This window comes from Candidatus Methanarcanum hacksteinii (genome assembly GCF_964305265.1).
Classification (GTDB): domain Archaea; phylum Thermoplasmatota; class Thermoplasmata; order Methanomassiliicoccales; family Methanomethylophilaceae; genus Methanarcanum; species Methanarcanum hacksteinii.
Genome location: NZ_CAYATA010000002.1, coordinates 622,917 through 640,873 on the forward strand (window position 1 = coordinate 622,917; position 17,957 = coordinate 640,873).

The 17,957-nt window shown below is 48.6% G+C and carries 17 protein-coding genes; 4 read left to right on the forward strand and 13 right to left on the reverse strand.

The window, feature by feature from the left end; translation table 11 throughout:
• The gene (locus tag ACI2NF_RS04025; RefSeq protein WP_400211112.1) at positions 1-714 is read right to left on the reverse strand and encodes a hypothetical protein; all 714 of its coding nucleotides are present in this window, start codon (positions 712-714) and stop codon (positions 1-3) included.
• A gap of 170 nt (positions 715-884) precedes the next feature.
• Positions 885-2,144, reverse strand: a complete 1,260-nt coding sequence (locus ACI2NF_RS04030; RefSeq protein WP_400211113.1) for a hypothetical protein — start codon at positions 2,142-2,144, stop codon at positions 885-887.
• 124 nt (positions 2,145-2,268) lie between these two features.
• Here ACI2NF_RS04030 and ACI2NF_RS04035 point away from each other — a divergent pair, with 124 nt between their 5' ends.
• Entirely contained in the window at positions 2,269-3,549 is a 1,281-nt protein-coding gene (locus tag ACI2NF_RS04035; protein ID WP_400211114.1) for a Fic family protein, read from the forward strand.
• Between the two features lie 17 nt (positions 3,550-3,566).
• On the opposite strand, the gene ACI2NF_RS04040 is transcribed toward ACI2NF_RS04035, so the two are convergent.
• The 6 genes from ACI2NF_RS04040 to ACI2NF_RS04065 form a co-directional block, all read right to left on the reverse strand.
• Positions 3,567-4,367 carry an ABC transporter ATP-binding protein gene (locus tag ACI2NF_RS04040; protein WP_066076371.1) on the reverse strand — a complete coding sequence of 267 codons (801 nt, stop codon included), beginning with the start codon at positions 4,365-4,367 and terminating at the stop codon, positions 3,567-3,569.
• Positions 4,357-5,493 (reverse strand): FecCD family ABC transporter permease, encoded by a 1,137-nt coding sequence (locus tag ACI2NF_RS04045; RefSeq protein WP_400211115.1) that lies wholly within the window; start codon positions 5,491-5,493, stop codon positions 4,357-4,359. The genes ACI2NF_RS04040 and ACI2NF_RS04045 overlap by 11 nt, the downstream gene beginning before the upstream one ends.
• On the reverse strand, positions 5,494-7,341 hold the full coding sequence (locus ACI2NF_RS04050) for an outer membrane protein assembly factor BamB family protein (RefSeq protein ID WP_400211116.1): 1,848 nt from the start codon (positions 7,339-7,341) through the stop codon (positions 5,494-5,496).
• Positions 7,338-8,723, reverse strand: a complete 1,386-nt coding sequence (locus tag ACI2NF_RS04055) for an ABC transporter substrate-binding protein (RefSeq protein WP_400211117.1) — start codon at positions 8,721-8,723, stop codon at positions 7,338-7,340. The genes ACI2NF_RS04050 and ACI2NF_RS04055 overlap by 4 nt, the downstream gene beginning before the upstream one ends.
• The gene (locus ACI2NF_RS04060; RefSeq protein WP_400211118.1) at positions 8,720-9,703 is read right to left on the reverse strand and encodes a hypothetical protein; all 984 of its coding nucleotides are present in this window, start codon (positions 9,701-9,703) and stop codon (positions 8,720-8,722) included. The genes ACI2NF_RS04055 and ACI2NF_RS04060 overlap by 4 nt, the downstream gene beginning before the upstream one ends.
• Positions 9,704-9,792: 89 nt before the next feature.
• Positions 9,793-10,155 (reverse strand): hypothetical protein, encoded by a 363-nt coding sequence (locus ACI2NF_RS04065; RefSeq protein WP_400211119.1) that lies wholly within the window; start codon positions 10,153-10,155, stop codon positions 9,793-9,795.
• A gap of 202 nt (positions 10,156-10,357) precedes the next feature.
• On the opposite strand from ACI2NF_RS04065, the gene ACI2NF_RS04070 reads away from it, so the two are divergent.
• Positions 10,358-11,476, forward strand: coding sequence for a hypothetical protein (locus ACI2NF_RS04070; protein WP_400211120.1), 1,119 nt, complete (start codon positions 10,358-10,360; stop codon positions 11,474-11,476).
• Here the strand turns inward: ACI2NF_RS04070 and ACI2NF_RS04075 are convergent.
• Complete coding sequence (locus tag ACI2NF_RS04075) at positions 11,439-12,137, reverse strand: HFX_2341 family transcriptional regulator domain-containing protein (protein ID WP_400211121.1); 699 nt, start codon at positions 12,135-12,137, stop codon at positions 11,439-11,441. The genes ACI2NF_RS04070 and ACI2NF_RS04075 overlap by 38 nt on opposite strands.
• Before the next feature lie 39 nt (positions 12,138-12,176).
• Positions 12,177-13,775 (reverse strand): LA2681 family HEPN domain-containing protein, encoded by a 1,599-nt coding sequence (locus tag ACI2NF_RS04080; protein ID WP_400211122.1) that lies wholly within the window; start codon positions 13,773-13,775, stop codon positions 12,177-12,179.
• A gap of 131 nt (positions 13,776-13,906) precedes the next feature.
• On the opposite strand from ACI2NF_RS04080, the gene ACI2NF_RS04085 reads away from it, so the two are divergent.
• Together ACI2NF_RS04085 and ACI2NF_RS04090 are read left to right on the forward strand one after the other, a co-directional pair.
• On the forward strand, positions 13,907-14,416 hold the full coding sequence (locus ACI2NF_RS04085) for a 5' nucleotidase, NT5C type (protein ID WP_400211123.1): 510 nt from the start codon (positions 13,907-13,909) through the stop codon (positions 14,414-14,416).
• Between the two features lie 369 nt (positions 14,417-14,785).
• Positions 14,786-16,129, forward strand: a complete 1,344-nt coding sequence (locus tag ACI2NF_RS04090) for an ATP-binding protein (protein ID WP_400211124.1) — start codon at positions 14,786-14,788, stop codon at positions 16,127-16,129.
• A 72-nt stretch (positions 16,130-16,201) separates the two neighbouring features.
• Here ACI2NF_RS04090 and ACI2NF_RS04095 read toward each other — a convergent pair whose 3' ends face one another.
• The 3 genes from ACI2NF_RS04095 to ACI2NF_RS04105 all read right to left on the reverse strand — a co-directional run bounded on the left by ACI2NF_RS04095 (position 16,202) and on the right by ACI2NF_RS04105 (position 17,936).
• Positions 16,202-16,987 carry a serine protease gene (locus tag ACI2NF_RS04095; protein WP_400211125.1) on the reverse strand — a complete coding sequence of 262 codons (786 nt, stop codon included), beginning with the start codon at positions 16,985-16,987 and terminating at the stop codon, positions 16,202-16,204.
• 84 nt (positions 16,988-17,071) lie between these two features.
• Complete coding sequence (locus ACI2NF_RS04100) at positions 17,072-17,326, reverse strand: hypothetical protein (RefSeq protein ID WP_400211126.1); 255 nt, start codon at positions 17,324-17,326, stop codon at positions 17,072-17,074.
• 343 nt (positions 17,327-17,669) lie between these two features.
• Positions 17,670-17,936, reverse strand: coding sequence for a hypothetical protein (locus ACI2NF_RS04105; protein ID WP_400211127.1), 267 nt, complete (start codon positions 17,934-17,936; stop codon positions 17,670-17,672).
• Positions 17,937-17,957 lie beyond the last annotated feature (21 nt).

Here is a 17,957-nt window from a genome sequence, read left to right on the forward strand (position 1 = left end):
TCAATGTGCTTCCGTTCCAGCTGCGTCTATGTATGGCACTATGGTCTCGAACACGACACCCAGGGGGATGCCGAGTTCCAACGCTATGTCCACAGGTTTCTGTTCGTTCATGTAGCGGACGAGGATATCCGCTTCCGTCGGTCCGAATCCGATCTTGTTCAGGTAGACCAGTCTGGAGTAATCATCGGGCTGTTCGGACAGTCTCTCCACGTCCGTCCAGCCTATGGGCGGAGGGTTGCCTGTCGGTTTCCGATCATCATCGGGTTCAGGGTTATTGGCCCGGGGTACGATCTTGATATCATCGCGGGAGATCGTTCCGCATTTCGGACAGTTAACCTCGGTCCTGTTCATGTCATCCTCCCAACGGCTGCCGCATCTTTTGCAGGATACAGTCAGTGTCTCGGAGTCGTAGGTTCTGGATTTGCAATGTGGACACATCGTCGGATGTTCTATGTTGGTGACCCATTCGTGACCGCATCTGTAGCATCTCAGTTTCCTTGCCAGAGCACTGTTCCATATGGTGGAATGGCAGCTCGGACACGATTTGGGATTGGGGTTAGATTTGCGAATTTTCCAAACATGATTGCACATCTTGCATATGTGATACCCACCGACAGCTTCCGGAGAGACGGCATTGGCGCCGTTGGTCTGTCGATTCTTGTTGGTGATCCGTATCAGGCGTGCCATGCCTTCCTGGAAAGTGCTCTCGTCCAAGTGCCCACCTCTAATTGGAGTATACATCCATATAGGCCCGACGGGTTTAACTATCTTATTTGGAATTTCTTGATAATCGGTAGGTAATGGCCCTGTAAATCGTCATATTATGTAAGATATTGACAATCAGTAGGTGACAAAAGGATAATGCTCTCATTACGCCGGAACCGTCAGAGGCATCCGTCCGTGGATTCGTAGAGTGCGATGGGGTCCTCTGTGAAGATGGAATCGTTGACCACTATCCCGTTGTCGGAATACGCCTTCATTATCCTGTCGAATACCTCCCTTATGTCCTTTATAGGTCTCTGGAGACGGATGGCTATGACCTCGGGGCAGAATCCCATGAAGTGGAGTGCCAGTACCTCTGCGTCCTCTTCGCAGAGCCCCAGGCGTTTCATGAAATAGGGTATGTTCTCACGGTATTCGTCGCGGTGTTTGTATATGTAGTCCGCAACCTCTCCCCAGAACTCATCGTATTCGATGGACAGAGCCCTGATCGTGATGTCTGAGACGGTGAGCCTGGTCCCTTTGAGGAAGGTCTCCAATCCGATTGACGCCACGGGGTAATCGCCATGCCAGAGGTATATGCATCCGTAATCGTACAGGTCGGTATAGCTCAGCTTGACGGTGTCATTCATCCAGAGCGTTGCCGAACCTTCCAGGGCGAAGGTCGGCAAGAGATTCAGCGGTATGCCGCAATTGGGGCATATCGGGGAGTTAGTGGAGAGTGAGGTCCATTCCGCATGGCAGAATTCGCAGTGGTAGTTCTTCACGGCCAGACCCTTGTGCTTCTCCGAACAGTTTGGGCATTGGCTCCCCTTCTTCTGATGGATATAGACAGTCCCGCAGTTGGAGCATCTCAGAGTCTTCGGAGGTTCATTCCAATTCGGCGATTTGCAGACAGGGCATACCTTTACCCCTTTTGATCCATCAGGATTGGTGGACATCCATTTGTGCCCACACCTCTTGCATTGGAGTTTGAACGTCATCTCGTTCCATTTTGTGGAGAAGCAATTGGGGCATTTCTTGGGGTTGTCCACCTTGTTTCTCCAGACGAAACCGCACCTCCTGCACATGATTTGGTTCAGTTTCTTGTCGTTCCAGTTGTGGGAATCGCATTTGGGACATCTCTCGGGGACCTTGTCGGTACGCGGAAGCCATTCATGATCGCATTGGTTGCAGTGGCATACCTTGGAATCGGAGAACATGCTGAAGGCATGTCCGCATTTGGGGCACTTGTCTGTGATCGATCCGAGAGTCCAGACGTTCCCGCAGTAGGTACATTTGTGCTCCCTCTTTATCGGCGTATTATAGCGTGAGGAACGGCATCTGGGACAGGTCCTCGGAGGCTTGTCGTTGCGTACGGTCCAGAAGTGTCCGCACATGTAGCAGTACAGTTTCCTTCCGTTCCAGGATTCGTTCTCATTCATTTGAGCACCCGAATATTTTGGAGTATACATCCACATGTTATATGGGTTGTTAGAGACGAAACTTCAAACAACTTCAAATTTCAAAAAAATAATTTTTTAATATTTAGACGTTATTTGAAGAAACATGAAGAGACCAAAAAATGCTCTAGATCTGTCGCAGATCAAGCCAAGTCCAGAGATACTGTTCGATCCCAATTCCATGGATCTGGCAAGGAACTACAATGAAAAGTATATTCACTGGGATAAACTCCAATATTGTGATTGCGGTCATTATGGTCGTGAAAGTCTCTGGTATCTCATGAAGATCATGAGATTGAACACTTGCAAGAGGGTAAACATTGGGGATCTCTCTATATCATATAACCTATTGGACAGATTCCAGAAGCCCCTGCACCAGATAGATATGGCATTGTCCACAGGCCTGTTGCCGATTAACGGTTTCGATGACAAGAGGAAGATGATGCTGTCCATCAGTTCCATGATGGAAGAGTCCATAGCATCCAGTCAGATGGAGGGTGCCGCTACAACAACAAAAGTTGCTAAGAGGATGCTACGTGATAAGATAGATCCTAAGAATAGATCGGAAAGGATGATCCTGGACAACTATCGTGCCATGGAGTTCATAAGATCCAATCTGGACAGGGATCTTTCTCCAGAATTCATCAGGGAGCTGCACGGCATAGTCACGCATGATACGCTGGAAGACCCCGGATATGAGGGGAATTTCCGCAAGGATAATTCTATCACGGTTCGAGACATACTCACAGGGGAGACCTACCACGAACCTGTTTCGTACGAACTCATCGACCCGATGATAGACGGCCTCTGCAGATTTGTCAACGATGAGAGTGATTACATCCATCCGATAATCAAGGGGATACTGCTTCATTTCATCGTTGCTTACATTCATCCATTCATGGACGGTAACGGACGTGTCTCCAGATCGCTTTTCTATTGGTATACGATGAGAGAGGGATATTCGGTGATGGAATACCTTTCGATATCTAAGGCGATAAAGGAGCACAAAGGGGGTTACGAGGAAGCATATCAGCTGTGCGAGACCGACGGTAATGACGTGACCTACTTCATTGACTATAACATCAGGATGGTAATGCTGTCCATCGAGATATTCACGAATTATCTCAGAGAGAAGATCGATGAGCGTAGGCATGTAAGGGATCTGACTGATGCGGGAGATATAACCCAGAGACAGACGGATATATTGGCATCTTTGATGAATTCGGACGGTCCACAGAGTGTTTACGAGTTGGCCTCGAAGTCAGGGGTCTCTCCTCAGACGATACGCAATGACGTAAACTTGTTGATTGGTAAGGGGTATGTGAAAGAATCCTCCAAAGAAGGACACAAGCATATGTACTTCTATGCGGGGAAGGGGAAGAAATGAGGGCTGTCGAGGAGCAGTCAAAGGCTGCCCTCGACGTACCTCTTGGGCAGTACGTATATCTCCCCATCCACATCCAATCCGACGCGTGCCTCCACGTCGTATACGTCGCGTATCAGGTCCTCGGTGATGATCTCCTTGGGGTCGCCCACGGCCACGATCTCGCCCTTCTTCATGATGACACAGACGTCGCAGTACCTTGCCATCAGTGAGATGTCGTGTTCGGCCACTATGACGGTCATGTCTGATCTGGCCATCTTCTGCAGGTATTCCATGACCTGGAGTTTGTATTTCATATCGAGGTGCGACGTGGGTTCGTCGACCAGCATGAGCTTGGGCTGCTGCACGTATGCTTTAGCGATCAGTGCGCGCTGTCTCTCTCCCGAGGAGCAGAGTGCCACCTGTTTCCGTCTGAGGTGATCTATGCCGAACGTCTTCATCGCCTCGATGGTGACCCTTTCGTCTTCGGGGTTCTCCCACCATATCTTCTCGACGAAAGGATACCTCCCGAGCATCACCATGTCCATGACGCTTATGCCGAAGGTCTGTCCCGCTTCAGCGGGAACGGTGGCCACCATCTTGGCGACCTCCGCAGGCTTCATCTCGGAGACGTTCTTCCCGTCCACTTCGATTGTACCCGATGTCTGAGGATGCAGGCGGCTGATGCACTTCATCATGGTGGATTTGCCGCATCCGTTGGGGCCGATGAGCCCTACCAGGAGGCCCTTTCCGAACTCCAGGTCGATACCCTTCAGGGCTCTGAAATCCCCGAAGTCCTTGATAAGTCCCTGAATCTTCAGGAGAGGAGTTTCATCCGTCATAGTTGCGCCCCCTCTTCATGAGCATGTAAGCGAATACCGGGGTACCGATGATCGCCGTGATGGCACCCACGGGCAGTTCTGCAGGGGACATCACGGTCCTCGCCACCAGATCAGCGAACAGCATGAGCATCGCCCCTATGACCACGGAAGCTGGCATTATCAGCCTGTGGTCGCTTCCCAGTGCCATACGGCATGCGTGGGGCACCACGAGTCCGACGAATCCGATGATGCCGACGAACGCAACGCAGAGTGCGGTGAGGATGGATGCGGTGATCATGGTCAGTCTCTTGAATCTCTTCACATTGAGACCGAGCTGGGCGGCCTGATCCTCGCCCATGGAGTACAGGTTGAACTCCCTCGCCCAGATCATGGCCACGATGGCAATGCCCATCGCGGGGATGAATATGATCCATGCGTTCTCCCAGGTGATGTTGGCGAAGCTTCCGTACAGCCACCACATCACGTCCGTCAGATTGTCCTTCCCCATGCTCATGAAGATGGTCTGCACGGAGGAGAACGCGAAACCGACGATGGTTCCTGCAAGGATGTAGTTGATGGAGGATCCGCCAGATCCCTCCGCGACGGTCATGGTGATGAAGAATGCCACGATACCTCCGATGATCGCTACCACGGGGATGATGTACAGGGTGTTGTCAGCAAGGAAGGGTATGCTGAACCCAAGTGCGGTGGCGGCCATGGCGAGACACCCTGCACCCGAGGACACTCCCGTGATGTAGGGGTCGACAAGGGGGTTGCGGATGATCGCCTGATACATGCATCCCGCAACGGCAAGTCCGGCACCCACCGCGATGGCGGCGATAGTCCTGGGGAGTCTGGCGTTGTAGATGTACAGCTCGATCATATCCAGGTTCCTGTCGCCGCTGAAGGCCTTACCTATGGAGGAGAACAGCGCCGAGACCGCCTCGGATACCGGGATTACGCCTCCGGATGATATCGAGATGGATATCAGGAACGCGATCACCGACATGACCAGTCCGAATATCACTATCAGAGTGAACCTCTTCTTCTTCCTTGCAATCTCGGAGTCGTCCTGCGAACCCAGGTCCTCCTTCAGTCCCTTGTATCCCTTCTTCAGCGAAGTGAACAGTCTTCCCTTTTCAGCCATTCAGCCCCTCCAGTACAATATGGCGAATCCCGCTATCGTTACGGCGGCCACAGCCACGGTGAGATACCACGACCAGTGGGCGAATCCCACCGACTGCAGCGCCTGCACCCTCTCCTCTTCGGTGCCTTCGCCCTTCACGTCGCTCAGGCAGTACACCGCACCGAAGTCGTTGCCGGTGTAGATCTTGCCGTCGATGACGGTCGGCTGCACCATGGAATACGAGTCCTGGGTATAGGGTGAGAGCAGGACCCTCCATAACTCCGAACCGTCGCTGGAATCCCATGCGGTCAGAGCGCCGCCGGTGGGCCAGAAGCTCCCGGCGGAGTAATCAGTGCCGTACAGGATGCCGTCGGCATCCATCGTCAGTGCACCTTTGATCATCTGATACTCTCCCGTCTTCCAGACGACCTCCCCGTCCCAGTCGAAGAAATAGACGGAATTGGTGACGGTATCGTCTCCGCCGCCGGCCTTCGGGAAGGTGTCCGAACCCGCGGACAGCGGGGACACATAGGAGTAGAAACCGCCTGCGGTAATCACCGGGGATGTGAACAGTCCGTCCAGTTTCCATTCAGAACTGTCCGAATGGGTGAGTCCGTTACCCGTGAGCGGATCAAGTGCCAGAAGGTATCCTTCAAGCGAGAATAGCGCACCGTCGGTGCACCCTACCAGCAGGTGCGATCCGTCGGGCGACATCGAGACCGATGCGGCAGAACCAGGGGTTCCAGGGGCGGCACGGTTGTTGGCGGTCATATCGATGACCCTCTTCACCCATACGGGATTACCCGTATCCGCGTTCACGGCATGTACGTAGCCGTCGTAGTTCCCGATGAACAGCATCCTCTGTCCGTTTACGGTATAGATTGTCGGGGCATGGAAGTAGAAGCATCCGCGGGTGCCCGTGTATTGGCTGCCGTCGACTGTCGATGGCGGCACGTACTCCCAGTCATCGGAGAATGTCCCCGAGGAAGAAAGTGCCAGGCATCTGACGGTTCCAGACGATGTTCCGAAGTAGATGCGTCCGGAGTCATATACCGGTGTGGTGCCTCCTGTGTAGAAGGTCCTGCCGTTCCATACGACGTTCCCGTCCCCGTCCAGCGGCGGGGTGTTGTCCACGGTGATCTTATCCTTTACCGCCCCGGTGTGGCGGTCGAAGCAGATGACGTCGCCGCAGGTGAATGTGACGATGAGATAATCCCCGATGATGAGCGGAGTCGTGACCTCGTATCCTGCACCCTTGGTCCCGTGGTACTTCCATACTGCCGAACCTGAAAACCTGTCCAGGCCGTAGACCCAGGCATCCGCATCCTCTCCTGCTCCCTCGTAGACGCCGCCCGTGGTGTGGTACAGCATATCCCCTGCTACGACCAATCCGGAGTCGACATATCCTGTGGTGTATGTGTTGTACCATTCCACTGGGACCTTCGGGTTCTTCTGACCGTGGGACACGGAGATGTTGGACGCGGTCGACGAACCGCCGAGCGTGGTCCAGGAATCCCTGTACTCCGGGGTGGAGACGGGTGCGAACCCTTCCGGGTAGTATCCGAACGCGACGGTCCCGGAGCATGCTGCGGAAAGGTCTATGCCCTTATCCTCCCAGCTGCCGTTCCAGACGAACAGTCTCCAATGGCAGTCCGAGGTATGCACGTTCCTGATCGTATCCGCTGTGCCGGAATCCACCGACGAATCCAGGACCGCATCGAAAGTGGATCCACCGCTGTTCGGATACCAACGGTATGAGCCGTTCCCGAAATCCACCAGCACGCTGTCCTCGGCAGAATCCGCAGAGGATACGGGGACCACGGCCAGAGCCGTCAGCAACGCGATCAGTATGATGGCGGCCCTCTTCATGCTATCTCCCTCTGATACTTCAGATAGATATCGTAGTCGTTGCCCAGATACTTCGGGATGGAATCCAGCGGGTCCCTCTGCAGGAAGGCATCGGGGTGCAGGGCCTTCCCGAGCAATTCCGCGGCCTCGCACAATCTGGGCCCCGGCCTGGACAGGAGATCAGCGGCTTTCCCGGTGAACAGGTACACGTTGCCGTTGCGGTATGCTGGGGTCTCCTGCCACACTGGGTCTATCCAGCCCATCACCTGGTCGTACTGTTCCTGTGTGGTTATCTCGCCGCCATGGACGATGATTATGACCTGCGGCTGTTTGGAGTGGATCTGTTCTTTGGATACCATGAACCAAGACGACGACTGCGAATCGAACACGTTAGTTCCAGATACCTTGGAGATTATGTCGGATGCGAAGGTATTGGATCCGGAGGTCCACGGGGACGGGTCCGCGGAGAGGGCGACGAACGTTCTGACGGATGCCTGGTATCCGATCACTCCCGCGACCGTATCCATCGTGCCCCTGAATGCCGATATCACCGAATTCGCGTTCCTGCTGAGCCCCATCGCCGATGCAACCATCCAGATGTTGTCGTACAGCTTCTCCACGTCCGTGACATCGTATGTCACGACGCAGTCGATGCCGGATTTTCTGAGTTTGTCGGCCATGGCCACGTGCTCTCCGGTACCGCCCTCGCAGAACACCACGTCCGGACCCAGTTTCACTATCCATTCGTAGTTCGGGTCCGAGTATCCGCCGACATTCTTGATCTTCCCGTCGTTCTTCGCCTGCGTCACTCCCTCGGGATAGTTGCTGTACAGGTCGGTACCGACTATGTAGTCCAGTCCGCCGATGGCGCAGATGGTCTCGGTCACCGACGGGGCCAGGGATACCACCCGGAGCTTCTCGCCGGTCCTGAGGGAATAACCGTTGTCTGCGTAACTGTAGTACGAGAATCCTGACTGGTCGGTGCCCGGAACTATATCTTCTGAGTCGCTCGCTCTCGCCCAGGTTATTATCTCGTTCTTGCCCAGGGATATGCCGGAGGGATCGTCACAGGGGATCCAGTCGCCTCCGTGAAGGGTATACATCCCCCATTTCTTTCCCTGGAGATTCGATTGGTCGTTGATCGAATAGACCTGGGTGTGGGCGTCGTCCGTGTATGTGACCGTGAAACCCTTGAGCTCGCAGGCCTTCTCCAGTGCCTGGTAGCCGTTCATCCCGTCGCCGAAGTCCATCGTCACCCATTCGGTGTTCCAGTATCCGAAGTCCAGCACCACGCCGCTCCTTCCGTCGCGCTCCGCGTTGGTCAGCCCCATGGCAGGGGTGAGTATCACTACGGCAAGCATCACGACGATGCTCAGGGTGATCTTGGTGCGGGTTATCTTCATGCCTTGAGCTCCTCGGGGATCGCCGAAGGCGTCGGAATGGGGACATCGACATCGAAGTCCCCTCCGTCCTTCTGCGGGGTGGTCTGCAGGACCAGTGCGACATACTTGTACAGGTCCATGTCATAGAATCCGAGCGCCCACTGGTCGTATTCCCACTGGCGTGCGTCGTCCAGGGTCTTCGCGTTGGGGTTGTACGTGTACTGCGACCAGTAGGTCCAATCACCGTTGTTCAGCTGGGTGTCGCCCCATCCGAGGAAATCCACGAACCATCCGTAGAGGTCGCTCTTCTTCAGCGAGGAATGCATGACATCGCCGTTGATGCAGTAGTCGATGGTCACACCGTCATCCTCGACCGTCATGGTCTCGCCGGAGAAGAACGTGTCGTGCAGCCCGTTGGCCAGGGCCTCGTTCATGTACGATCCTGTTCCCTTGATCCAGAATCCGTTCTTGAGGTCGTTGTTGCTCAGCCCGGCATTGACGGTCCAGGCCTTCAGTTCGTTATAGCAGTCCTCGACGCTCTTCAGCGGATTTCCGTTGGAGTCCTCCCTGACCTTGAAGGAACCGGATTCCACGCATTCCTTTATGTCGTCCAATGCGGGGATCTGGATGAAGAACCACACGGTCTTCTTGACCTCGAGGGTCGGCACCTTGTAAGTGGTCTTCCCGCCCTCCACGATCTTCTCCGAGAATTCCAGTGCCAGCGTGGCACCTTCCGCCAGGTTGTCATCCGTGGCGTTCACCCATCCCTTGGGCGTCTGGTACCTGAACACTACCCAGGAGTGGTCAGAGTTGTTCTTCTGTTCCTTGTAGGATGACACGTTGCCGTTGGCACCTACTTTCACATCGTCTCCCAGAGCGGATTCGAGGATCTCCTTGACGGTCTTCCCCGTTCCGCTGAACGATTTGTATTCGTCATCTATCTTCACGTTGACGTCGGCATTGTATGTGGGTCTCTCCGCAGAGCCGCCGTCGTTGTTCATGAATACGGACACACCCACGCCGGCGACCGCGACCGTGGCCACGATGGCTATGGCGATGAATGCGATCTTCATCTTCCCTTCCATTTCAATCACACTCTGTCCTTGATCCCTAACGCGGAATCGGTCGCGAAGGTGATCGAGATCTCGCCTCTGCTTTCGTCATCACCTTTCAGTTCGAATGTCAGTTTGCCGTCGGTGACCGTGCCTGTGACCCTGACGGATTTGGTCTCATCGAAATAGCATACATCGTACGTCTCGCCGTTGTGGCTGGATCCGACCTCGATCTTCACCGTGTAGGTGAGGTCGGGATGGACGCCGTCGCCCTTCAGATAGATCCTGAGGCTGTCCGGATTGGCGTCGGGGTGAACCTTCTTGTACTCGCCGACGACCGATTTGCAAGAGGCGGTGGTGCTCGGAGGTACGTTGACGGTCAGTGCGGCATCGTCAGGCATCTGTCGAAACAGTGTTCACAGTGGTAGTTGCACTTTCCGTAGATGTGGATGTTTGCAGACCTGAACTTCCTGACTGAGGTAGTTTCTGTTTTCATAATTGTATGACAATCTGCAAATTATAAAGTAAAATTCTTTGATAATAAAAAATTAATTTTGGCTATTTGTAGAAACGTGGAATAAGGCCCACATTCTTACCATAACTATGTGGAACTTGGCAATCATTTTGTGCAATGGAATGGACGATTCTCTACTTGATGTAGATTTAACTCCTTTCGAATACGGAACCGTTTCAGCGCATGATGTGAAGCCTATTAAAGAGAAGAAGATGTCCTACCTCTACAACAGGAAGGGTCCTGACGGTAAGATAACGAACGAGCCGAGAGAAACAATTACGGTCGATACGCTCTTTGACTTTTTTCACCATCTGTTCGCACCGTTCTCCACTGCGAACAGGATCTATTTTGATTATGCTGTGAAAAAGAAAGATGACGGCACTTGCTGTGCGGATTATCAGGAATTCAGGTACTTCAAATTAGAGACCGAAAGGGATTGGGAAGAGGAAGAGAAATGCCTTCTTGATGCCATCAGATTGTTCAAGGTCAATCGTGCCGGATTTGGACTGGGCGTATTGCCAGAGGGCGGCATAGGTGTCAATGATCTTTATCACTATGAAACCAATATGTCGTTGTGGATACTTCCAATATTTACCTTAGAGGATAAGGAAAAGAAGGAATTCCAACAGTTCTACAAAGAGTTCCGTGAATGGTATTTCCAATGGAATATGAGCAGCAAAGACAAGCTTATAAAAACAATGCTTGATCTTTTCAGAAACGCATACAGATGCAACGATGTTGAAACAGCATTCATATCAATTTCGGGAATATGGGAATTATTCTCCCAGCAATTCCCGGAGATAGGATCTCCCATCGGGGATGGCGTAAGCGAAAGAATCAGACAGAGTGTTTCCCGTATGGTTCGCAATGGAGGGGAGGTAAGAGGTAAAAAACAAACTAACCTCTACAAGAAAGTCGGATATCTTTACAGACAGCGTAGCATTATCGTTCACAAGGATAAGGACGAAGTGTTCGACAAGGAATGCGTCCCGATGGCATTCGATCTTACTAGATGTCTGATTCTGAAACTTTTCTATGCTAAGGATCGGGAGATTGAAGACATAGTCAATAAACTGGAATACTGTGACAAGGAAGTGGCGGCATACAAGGTTGATTCTGTCAGATGGATGCCGGCTAGCGATAAATTAATGGAAAGGATCTTCAGTCCAATCATACCCACCGTAAAACAAACCGCCCCTCGCGTTTGATCTTAATCGCTTTCCTGCGTTTGTCAATCTTACCCTTAGGTGTATATGCATCCTCCAGCTCAATGATACCCGCATTCAGAAGCCTATTGATGTGGTACATTACCGCCTGGGGCTTCATGTCAAATTGGCGAGCAACATCTGCATTACATACTTCATGATGTAAATCCTGTTCTTCAGCAATGAACCTCAGCATATTAAGGGATAGTTCTCCAAGATGTTTGACATCAGGTATCTTTGGAGAAGGAATCGTTACCAATAGATCCTCCAACGGTTTATCCTCGAATTTACGCCGATCCATTATGTAGTATACCTCTGAATTCATGAAAAATGCCGTATTACATGCTGCGGCTGACATAAGGTTGGTGCCATTGGTTATATCCACAGAGAATTTGGCTTTTCTATCATCCTCGCTGTATTTTTCATAGATGTTGTAGATGGTATCCACAATATTGAGGAAATCGAATGGTTTAATCACCTTGGATTCACATGCGTATCCCATTTCTCCCAATTTTTCCTTCAGGACCTCTGTTGTTCTCTCATAAGCGTGATCCTCAGAAATACTGTACAAAAGAACGACCTTATCGATTGCATTCGGTATTGCCTTAATCGTATTCAGAGTTGGATCTGGTTCTCTTCCGGCAAAAGCGAGGTGAACATACATCGTAAAACGAATTTGCTTTATGATATAACAAATATGTTTTCATTTCTGCTGGTTTCTGTACTCGATGGCAAGGCAAGTATTCATGATTACTTCTTTCGTCAGGCATAGCAGATCGTGACACCTAATCGCAAATTCTCTTTCTGAAATGTAGCTGATGTCCTTATTCGATTTCTTACCAGTGCTTTTCTCTGTCAGTGATACTCCGGAATGGATGATGTGATGTCTAATCCTGTCCATGTCCTCTGCTTCCGGAAGCATTGCGTAGAATGGTAGATCTTTTTGGATTTTGTAAATGAAACGCGGATTGATCTCGTCGAATATTTCGCATAATGTCAGAAGATAAGGGTTACTTTCAGAATGGCTGCGTATTTCTTTGACGATCTGATTGTACGAGGGCTGTGGAATATACCCTTCCTTATTCGGTGTCAGGACAATCCCACAACTTTTCATGACAATGTGTGAAATCTTATCAAGAACAGAATAAAGACGCGGATATGCATCCAGCAACAATTCCTGATTGAAGATACGTTTGGTCTTTGGACTTATACAATATGCAAGATCGGCTTCCGGACTCGCAAAATGGGTTGCTCTGTAGACCAGATATCTGCAATGAGCGTAGGTCTCCATCGCATCTTCCATCATCAGATTCAATTCAGGCGTGTGGAAATCAAATTCGAGATCGTCACAGACGTACTGAAGACGGAGGCGAAGATCGGGAACAAAATCGAGATAACTCAATACCAATCCGCCACTAATGACCCAAATGGCGTATTCCTGTTCCTCCAGAGTATCTTTATGTTCTATATCTTTGAGTGATAAATCAGGAAGATCCAGGTATTTTTCAGGCTTCTTTGGATATTCTTTGTGCAGTGTTAAAGCTACTTCGCCGAAAGAATTGCGGTATTTTTCTTCATCATATACTTCCAAGAAATGTGCCAGGAAGGTGTAGATGTACCCCACATATAGATCGCGGTATCTATCAGGCACCTCTTTGTAGATTTTGAATAATATGCGCAACTGTTTTTCAGTAATCGCTTCAGCTAGGTCGGAGAAAAGTAACTTGAGGGTGTCTTGAATTTTTGTAGGTAATTGTTTTGCAGAAACATTGAAAGAAACTTTTTCAAGTTCGGGTATTTTCTTCAATTGTTGTAGAACTTGTTTTTGATCCAATTGAGAAGCGATTCTTGTTATATCATGACCAAGGAAATTTTGTGCAAATGTTACTGCATTCATGGCAGCAAAGTAGCGGTGTGTTTCCGTTAACATCATTGAATACTGAACAAAAATCCAACCCATGTAGTGATTGTAAAGAATATCGGGGACATCTTTTCCTTCTTCGTGGGCATCGTATGCCATATTCGTTCCGATGTCAATTCCTTTTCTGGCAACATAAAGAGCTGTTTTGTGATAAGTGATGTATTTGTCTTGATCTCTGGGCCGTTTTTCATAATCAGCTAAGCATCTTTCATGAACGGCAACTCTGGCTAGCAAACGTGCAATTTCCATAGAATAGAGGATTTTGTCCACACCTTCTTTCTGATCGATGATATCAGAATGATGCTTCAACAGATATTCCATGAAAACGGAATCGTCTCTGTGTTTGTCGAATTCAGCATGTGAATCCAAATTTACGGCCATGTGCTCTGATTCCTTGGTTGTAATAATCACTTCTCAGTATTATAAGGATGATTGAATTAAAAATCAATTAGATAGCATTAAGAATGAGTTCTTGCGATGTAGTGTGTTCAAGATATAATGGATGTGATATAGTGAATTACGAGAAGATCTACTTCGATATGGACGGTGTCCTGTCGGATTTCAACAAAGGAATCGTTGAGTTATGTAAGATGGAAGCTCCCACACAGAACCCAAATACTCCGGAATACGATGAGCGGATGTTCAGTGCTATGAGGAAGGTGGATCGCTTCTACTTCAGATTAGATCCTATCGAGAATACATTGGGTCTGTTCAAGGAAGTCCAGGATATCTGTGGGGATAAAGTTGAGATACTGACTGCCATCCCTAAGGCGATTAGGAACATTATCGGTGCAGATACGGACAAACTGGAATGGGTAAGGAAGTATCTGGGGTATGAAGTGAAAGTCAACATCGTTCTTAGGAGGGACAAGCCCAAGTTTGCTAAAGGCAGCAACTATCTCTTAATTGATGACACTCCGAACAACATCGAATCGTGGAGAAAGGCAGGAGGGGATGATCTGTTGTTCAAGGATGCTGAATCTGCAAGAATTGAACTCAAATTAAGAGGGATTTTGAACTGACCTTCGGCCTTCATTTTCTTTTACTCCATTAATGAAAAAAGCCCTCTGTATACAGCCCTACATCGATTTTTTGAAGTGCTTAATGGATGCTTAATTGACTGTCCTAATGTTGGTTTGAAAAGCTATTTTTTTGGTAATCTTATTTATAAAGAAGTCTGTAAAAAACCCTATATTAATGAAAAAAACACGATATTATTTGCTTAATGAGTGCTTAATGACCGGAAAAGAAACTAAGGGATTGTCATTTTTCAATAAAAATTGAACTAAGGGATTGTATAAAATTTGATATTCAGGAATTAAGGGATTGTCATTTTTCAATGAAAAAAGAACTAAGGGATTGTATAAATAAACGTACGACCATGCATCGTCATGAACGTATTCAGGCGCAAGATCTACGATGAGCTGCTCGATTGGAAGAACAAATGGGCACGCGAATACGCCGTGCTGCTTGAAGGTGCAAGGCGTGTCGGGAAAAGTACGATCGTAGAGGAGTTCGCCAAGAATGAATACGACTCCTACCTGTTGATCGATTTCAATCATGTGGAGAAAGACATCATATCAGTGTTCAAGACTTACAGTCACGACATCGATAAACTCCTGTCCACACTTCAGATGGTCTGCAATGTGAGGCTAAAGCCGGGAAAGAGTCTTGTCGTGTTCGATGAGGTCCAGAAGTACCCAAAGGCCAGAGAGCTCATCAAGTATCTGGTGAAGGACGGACGTTTTGATTACATAGAAACCGGCTCTCTCATCACACTCAAACAGAATACGCGCAAGATCCAAATCCCGTCGGAGGAGATGCACTTTCGCATGTACCCCATGGATTTCGAAGAGTGGTGTTGGGCCTGCGGGTTCGAGGACATGATCGGGATCATAAGGGAAGCGTATGAGAAGAGGGGACCGCTGATAGAGCCGGTTCACAGATCGGTGATGGAGCAGTTCAAGACATACATGCTCACAGGGGGGATGCCGCAGGCCGTCTCCAAATACGTGGAGACGCACGATATGGCCGACGTGGAAACGGTCAAGAAAGTCATCCTTGATCTGTACAGGGATGACATGTCCAAGATCGGAGGTTCTGCGGGAACGAAGGCCAGAGCGATATTCGAGGAGATACCGTCGATGCTGTCCACCCACAGGAAGAACTTCCGTCCAGGGATGATAAAGAAGAACAGCCGTCAGACTTATTTCACACCCGGTATCGAGTGGCTTGTATCGGCAAGGATATGTGAGAGATGCAAAGCAACGACGGATCCGGATATAACGAGCAATCTGAACAATGGCGAGCCGTTCAAATGCTATCTTCTCGACACAGGCCTCCTGATGTCCCTAGCATTTGATAACGGCGTATTGTCAATGCCTGAAGTCTATTCTGCATTCACCAGAGGAAAGCTATCCATCAATGAAGGGATGCTGTTCGAGAACGTAGCTGCACAGCTGCTCCGTTCTTCTGGAAAGGAACTGCATTACGTTGAATTCAAGGAGAAGGAGAATGACAAGAACGTCCACGAGATCGATTTCATCCTGCCGAAAGGAAAGAAGATAATCCCGGTGGAGGTCAAATCTTCAGTATCATCTAAGCACAGGTCTCTGGATATCTTTATGGAAAGATATTCAAAAAGAATCGATGAAACAATCGTCGTTCATTCTAGGAATATGAAGGCCGATGGAAAGATCCTGTATATTCCGATATACATGACTTCCTTGATATGATAAGATTAGTTTCCCAGATTCGAGAAATAATGTGGGGTAACTAATAAAGATGGTGCTAGGTTATTATCAGGTTTATTCACCCAATAGTTTTTCAAATTCTAATATCTGGGATGATTTTATCACCAAACCGAGATCATTTGGTATCTTATCCATTTGCTTGGAGGTTGTATCTACGGAGATTGTTATTAAATCATGAAGGAAAGTTTGACATATTATCCCAAGCAGGATCAATCTCTCTCCAAATTGTATTCCTTCAGGTATTGGATAACCTCCACGATTGTATATTACTACGGGTGAACCACTTGATCCTGGGAAAATTGAACAATCAATTACGAAATGTGGTTTGCCCATGTAATCGTTTTTAGGATGTGTGGATGTAATTCCCTTTCTAATTAGTGGTTTGTGGTTTACTGTATCCTCTAGCCCAGTGGGATATCCTATGACAAAAATATCTTCGATTACAGACAATTCGTTCATTTGTTCTATTGTTGGTATAAGTGTGGTGTCGAATGAACGGTAATATGGTTTCAATCCACGTTTGTTAGATTCTCTTATAAGGGGGGCAATTGGTAGGCATGCCAGGTCTATTTCAGGGTTGGGATGTAAAATCCATTCAGTAACTTCTCCTTCAAAACAAACTACTTCAGTATCAATTGGTTGTCCATCTTGGTCTGCAATACACATTTCATACTGGTATTTTTTGAAACCGTTTATTACATGCCGATTTGTTACTATCACAGGTTTGCACTCATTACCCTTCTTACACAGTTCGATAACAAATCCTGTACCAATCGATTTATCATCGCATACTATCCTCACCGTTGTGTACGTTAATAGTTCTGAAGTGTCATTTTTCATAATTTAGCACCAATGATGAATTGAACTGTTGTAGGTTTAAAAAAAGATGTTTTTCAAAATAAAATCTACCAATACACTTTGTGATCATTGGCGAACTAATCTGAGAGCGGCAGCTACCACTCCTAATGGTATTCCGACACCAAACATAATCAGAGGTATAATTCTGATCATCGTTCCGGCAGAATAGAACCCATAATGATCAGCATTATCAGCAGACCAACTGAAAATACTAGTAAATGCATCTGCGATACCAGTTTCAACTACAAACAATAAAAGAGCAACAAGAACACCTATGATGCTTAGAACAATTGCCCAAGGATTGTCTTTGATGAAACTCATGGTGACTCAATGTGATTGATCGCCTTTAAAGTAATCCCTTCAGACAGGGATTGTGACAATTATTTTTGTATGGTTTGATTGTCGAAAGAAGAGTATCACAATCATTATCTTTAGAGAAAAACCACTTTGTATACTGCCCCACATCGATTTTTTGAAGGGACCATCGAATCGTAATTCGTCTGAAAGGACAATTGTCATAGACGGCGGTATATCGCTTTAAATATGGATGGACCGAAAAACTCGGTCCGAAATTATGAAAATCATCATTTTTCATCAATAATCGATGTTTTCCCCAAGTTAGAGAGTTAGCAGTTAGTAGGGGGAGAGCGAAAAAGTGTAACCATCAGGTTTCTTCCGGCAACAGGATACCGGCATCTATAAGCTTCTTCGTTCCCTTCCTATCGAAGTTATGAATTGCCTGCGTCGTACACCCAAACAGCTCCGCAAGATCGGAAACGGACTCTCCTCTGATGTCCCTGAGGACCACACGGGCCTCTTTGTATGTAAGTCCGGCATTCTCTTCCATGAACCAAACCAAAAAGGCGTAATTCATCATCTTGAGATCGGAGACGGGAACAACAAAATCCGTCAATTGACGTACAGATTTCATATGTAACCATTTAGTTTCATT

Bases quoted from the DNA above. Each gene is read 5' to 3' on its own strand.
- ACI2NF_RS04075 (WP_400211121.1), bottom strand. From the start codon at position 12,137: ATGTATGTTCACCTCGCTTTTGCCGGAAGAGAACCAGATCCAACTCTG.
- ACI2NF_RS04045 (WP_400211115.1), bottom strand. From the start codon at position 5,493: ATGGCTGAAAAGGGAAGACTGTTCACTTCGCTGAAGAAGGGATACAAG.
- ACI2NF_RS04090 (WP_400211124.1), top strand. From the start codon at position 14,786: ATGAACGTATTCAGGCGCAAGATCTACGATGAGCTGCTCGATTGGAAG.
- ACI2NF_RS04105 (WP_400211127.1), bottom strand. From the start codon at position 17,936: ATGAAATCTGTACGTCAATTGACGGATTTTGTTGTTCCCGTCTCCGAT.
- ACI2NF_RS04050 (WP_400211116.1), bottom strand. From the start codon at position 7,341: ATGAAGAGGGCCGCCATCATACTGATCGCGTTGCTGACGGCTCTGGCC.
- ACI2NF_RS04055 (WP_400211117.1), bottom strand. From the start codon at position 8,723: ATGAAGATAACCCGCACCAAGATCACCCTGAGCATCGTCGTGATGCTT.
- ACI2NF_RS04080 (WP_400211122.1), bottom strand. From the start codon at position 13,775: ATGGCCGTAAATTTGGATTCACATGCTGAATTCGACAAACACAGAGAC.
- ACI2NF_RS04095 (WP_400211125.1), bottom strand. From the start codon at position 16,987: ATGAAAAATGACACTTCAGAACTATTAACGTACACAACGGTGAGGATA.
- ACI2NF_RS04035 (WP_400211114.1), top strand. From the start codon at position 2,269: ATGAAGAGACCAAAAAATGCTCTAGATCTGTCGCAGATCAAGCCAAGT.
- ACI2NF_RS04070 (WP_400211120.1), top strand. From the start codon at position 10,358: ATGTGGAACTTGGCAATCATTTTGTGCAATGGAATGGACGATTCTCTA.
- ACI2NF_RS04030 (WP_400211113.1), bottom strand. From the start codon at position 2,144: ATGAATGAGAACGAATCCTGGAACGGAAGGAAACTGTACTGCTACATG.
- ACI2NF_RS04040 (WP_066076371.1), bottom strand. From the start codon at position 4,367: ATGACGGATGAAACTCCTCTCCTGAAGATTCAGGGACTTATCAAGGAC.
- ACI2NF_RS04065 (WP_400211119.1), bottom strand. From the start codon at position 10,155: ATGCCTGACGATGCCGCACTGACCGTCAACGTACCTCCGAGCACCACC.
- ACI2NF_RS04100 (WP_400211126.1), bottom strand. From the start codon at position 17,326: ATGAGTTTCATCAAAGACAATCCTTGGGCAATTGTTCTAAGCATCATA.
- ACI2NF_RS04060 (WP_400211118.1), bottom strand. From the start codon at position 9,703: ATGAACAACGACGGCGGCTCTGCGGAGAGACCCACATACAATGCCGAC.